This is a genomic window from Holospora elegans E1 (genome assembly GCF_000648275.1).
Lineage (GTDB): Bacteria > Pseudomonadota > Alphaproteobacteria > Holosporales > Holosporaceae > Holospora > Holospora undulata_A.
Map to the genome: position 1 here is coordinate 1 of NZ_BAUP01000026.1, position 4,072 is coordinate 4,072.

The 4,072-nt window shown below is 34.6% G+C and carries 4 protein-coding genes; 2 read left to right on the plus strand and 2 right to left on the minus strand.

Annotated elements, in window-relative coordinates:
- Positions 1-96: 96 nt before the first annotated feature.
- Together HE1_RS00435 and HE1_RS00440 are read left to right on the plus strand one after the other, a co-directional pair.
- Entirely contained in the window at positions 97-957 is an 861-nt protein-coding gene (locus HE1_RS00435) for a N5-glutamine methyltransferase family protein (RefSeq protein ID WP_052567130.1), read from the plus strand.
- A 105-nt stretch (positions 958-1,062) separates the two neighbouring features.
- Positions 1,063-1,644 carry a hypothetical protein gene (locus tag HE1_RS00440; RefSeq protein ID WP_035543341.1) on the plus strand — a complete coding sequence of 194 codons (582 nt, stop codon included), beginning with the start codon at positions 1,063-1,065 and terminating at the stop codon, positions 1,642-1,644.
- A gap of 850 nt (positions 1,645-2,494) precedes the next feature.
- On the opposite strand, the gene HE1_RS00445 is transcribed toward HE1_RS00440, so the two are convergent.
- Together HE1_RS00445 and HE1_RS00450 are read right to left on the minus strand one after the other, a co-directional pair.
- Complete coding sequence (locus HE1_RS00445; RefSeq protein ID WP_035543342.1) at positions 2,495-2,692, minus strand: hypothetical protein; 198 nt, start codon at positions 2,690-2,692, stop codon at positions 2,495-2,497.
- A gap of 755 nt (positions 2,693-3,447) precedes the next feature.
- Positions 3,448-3,921 (minus strand): helix-turn-helix domain-containing protein, encoded by a 474-nt coding sequence (locus HE1_RS00450; protein ID WP_162480087.1) that lies wholly within the window; start codon positions 3,919-3,921, stop codon positions 3,448-3,450.
- Positions 3,922-4,072: the final 151 nt, after the last annotated feature.

A 4,072-nucleotide genomic window follows, 5' to 3' on the forward strand; every position in this document is an offset into this window, starting at 1 on the left:
CAATGCTTGTGATAAAACAAATTTATGCCAAAATTTTTTTCACCGATCGTTAAATAGTGGGCGTTAACAATGTTTTTACATTTAAAAAAAGAGTAGATGAGTAATTCTTTTCACGAAAAAGCAATTCAGTTGGCAAAACAGTTTGTTTGCCATAAAGGTGTTCCTTTTGAAGTGGGGTATCGATGGGGAAAAAATTTTTTACAAGAAGCTTTTGATTTGTCTCCTTCACAGTGGGCCTATAAAATGTTTGATGTTTGTCCTCTTCACGCTGAACTAGATAAGTGGGTTCAAGAGTTTATCACAAAACATAAGCCGTTGTCCCGCAGCACTCAGCGCCGCTTTTTTTGGAACCAATGGTTTGCTTTGAATGAATTTACATTAGACCCTAGACCAGAAACTGAAGGAATAGTCTCTTTAATTCTTAACAGAAAAACAGAGGTTAATACTGTTCTTGACTTAGGCACCGGAAGTGGGTGTATTCTATTAAGCTTTTTAGAAGCGTTTCCTAAAGCTAAAGGATTAGGGGTTGATATTCAAAGCGATGCTTTAACGGTAGCGCATCAGAATGCGTTTCAGTTAGGGATAGGTCATCGCGTTCAGTGGATTTGCAGCAATTGGTACACAAATTTAGAAACTAATGCGATAAAAAAAAATAGTTTTGACCTTATCGTTAGTAATCCGCCTTATATTCCCTCTAGTCAATGGATAAAATTACCTCCAGAAGTTCGATTTTGGGATCCAAAAGTTGCTTTGGATGGGGGAAAATACGGAATAACTCCTTACAAAACGATTATTCCTGGTGCAAAACAATGGTTGACTTATGGTGGGGTTTTAGCATTAGAAATTTCTTCAAATGCTTGGCTTCCTTTTCTAATTTCGTTGGGAAAGCAGTATTTTTCTAAGGTATCAGTGTTTTTGGATGATTTTGGCAGAAATCGCTACCTGATTTTGTACTAATGATCAGCAATTCGACGACGATCAAAAAATTCTTTGATATCCCCTGATGCAAAACGGGAAAAGATTTGTATAATAATTTGAACAGATAGTTTTTAGAGGATTTTTATGTTTTCTTTGTCGGAAGTTACAGGGCTAGTAGCCCAAATGATGCATGATCTTATTTCTCCCTTTAGTGCTATTTCTGCGGGAATAGAAATGACACCTTCTCCTGGTGATGAGGTATGGGCGCTTATTTTTCGTTCAAAACAACAATTGACAGAACTTTTAGAAATTTTTCGAGATTTTTTTGGAAGCGAAACTCCAAGCATTGCTGATGCAAAACTTTTGCTAAAGCGTATTTTTAAGGATAAGTTTACTTGTGTAATGCCTAGTGATGCGCTTATTGAGGTGTATCCAAGAATAACATTAGGCCTTTGTTTTTGGCTTGTAAAGCAAGCGGTATCAAAAAAGGGCGCTATCGAAATACACAATACTCCTCAACATATTATATTTTCTTTAGCAGAAACTACCATTCTTCCGTCTTGTCGACAAGATTTGATTTTGATGCAAGGAAAACCCGCCACTTCTGGGGTAGAATACTATGCCTATTTTGTCTATCAGTTACTGAAAGAAGCTTACCTGCAGGTTCATGTCATTCGATCTAATCAAGGTATTGTTTTGCACCTTAAGTCTAAGAATGACGGTTGATTCGACGTTATGCTTTTTTATCGAAAGTTTGGTGAAGCAAATCATTGACTTCTTTTGTCAGTTCTCCAGGAGAAACATCAGTGTTAATATGAGAGGCAAGACTCTCCCAATGATCGGCAAAACAAAAAGAAGATATTATCCCCAGAAATAGAAAAGCAACTAATAGTTTCGTTCTGATGGTCATAAACTTGAAAAATTTGGATCATACAAAGCCACTGTACAACAAATATGTTACTAAAACATTATTTAATCAGATTGTTATGTAAAAAATACACCAAACAGCATAATTAAAAATTTTTTAATTACACTGTCTTAAATTTTTAATTGCTTTCGCTAAAGAACATATAAATAAGCGCTACTACAGAACAATAAGTAATACAGTAAAAAAAACACCACAAAAAAAGTAGAAAATAATGTGATCGAAACATCAGAGCTATAGGATAAATTTCAAGGAATTGGTACTCAAAAAGCTTTTATACCAAACATTGCTGTCCTGTTTATAGATAGACAAAAAAGTCGTAATTATAGCTAAATCAGTATAAAAAGATTACGAGAGAAGGAATTAAAATAAGAGATCAATTGAGCAAGGTAATGTTCTTCTTACATGTTTGACTTAGGCCCATTTTTTCTCAATATAGTAAGTCAGGTTGAATTGGATATTTTAAAGAAGCACGAAATAGTGTCGAATAGAGCTTTGGAATTTAGTATATTGCATTCAATCCCCCTCTTCATATTAGCCCAGAATTTCTCTATTGGATTCAAATCACAAGAGTAAGGATGTAGAAGAATTATACTGCATTTTACAGATTCTATTCATTCTATACTTCTCTTGGATTTATGAAAAGAGGTATTATCCATAATAACACCTTGACCAGGCTTTAGTTCCTTGATCAGAAATACCAAAGCTTGGAATTAATACTGTGTCGCAAGATCCGTTAAACCCCATTGATGCTATCGGCGTGTTATCAACCAAACCGGCAATACTATTTCCCACTCTTTTTTCCAACCAACTTTTCACTTTTTTTGCCCCAGCCTTCTGTCTTTGCACATAGCCATATCAACGCCGCTTTCATCAATATATACAAGACTTGGATAACTTCATATCTTGGTTTTCTTTAACGTACGCTTCAAGCTTCTCTAAGTCAATCTTTTTTTCTGAGCCACAACGCCTCTTAGGAAAATAACTGCCTTCTTGTCTGTATTTTCTATACTACCTGCCTATCCGCTGATACACTTGTTTTAAATAGTTGCGATGCTTCAATATACCCGCCCCCTATCTAAATATTCTGTTATCCTTTATCTTAAATCGTTGATGAAATACTATATGTCGTAAATCTTTGCAACTTGACTAATGCCATGAGTCTTGGCTGAAATTACCGCTTCTAATTTACGTGAGTATTAGTGCAGCTTTACCAATCCCCCTAAGCTGATATTTTGCTTCTTCTTCGACCTATGCGGTTAATAATTTTGATGAGGATGCCATCCTATTTCAGCTGTTTCTTGCACACCTGTGATATACTTCCCCTTTTCTTAAAAGGCAATCATTTATGCTTATTTAGCAATGGAAATTAGTATTATACAGTCATAATGTTTGTTTTTGATTTTCAACATAAAAAAATTCCCTCCTTTATTTTAATTTCGTTTTCACGCTCTAGAATTTTCCAAAAATAAAGATTTGTAAAAGAAGACAGGCTCATATTAGAACAGTTTTTCAGAGGTGTTTTCATGAATTTATCTTTGTGTCCAAGATTGCCCCATACGGTTTTGCACGCTATACACTACAATTTTTTTCGGATCAAGAAACTATGGCAAGACCTTTATCAAACGGTCAATGGAATCGATAGAATGAAAAAGACTTTGGATCAATCCTGGGCGATGATCTAATAGGCGCTCCATACGGTTTTGCACTTCTTGTGCAAGAACTCCTCCTGAAGAAGAAAGTGTTATTAAAATTTTTCGTTTATCTTCTGTGTGAGATTTTTTCTCGATTAATCCTTGTTGAGATAGCGCATTTAGTATATAGGAAGGATTCAATCCGCAATACCAATGATTAGAAATGATCCGATGAATGTAACAGTCGTCAATTGATCTTTGCGTGTGCAAATACACCAATAATAAAGCTTTATCCGAAGATAGTTTATAAGAAGGAGAAATGCAATGATGCGTAATATCTCTTAACGTTCGGTTAAGTTGAGTGCTTTTTGAAAGAAAAGTAAAATAAGTTTTTAACGTTTCATAAGATGTTGAAAGGCAATCCTGTTCAATAAGCACGACCATTTTCCAGTCACGAGAAGGTCCCTATATTTCACCTCTATTAAATATTTTTGTCAAAAACTTTTTGATTTTTCAGGTGTATCAATGTAATAAGAATTTAAAATTTTACATTTAACAAGTACAAATAGGTTTTTAATATTTTTTAAAAAAACCA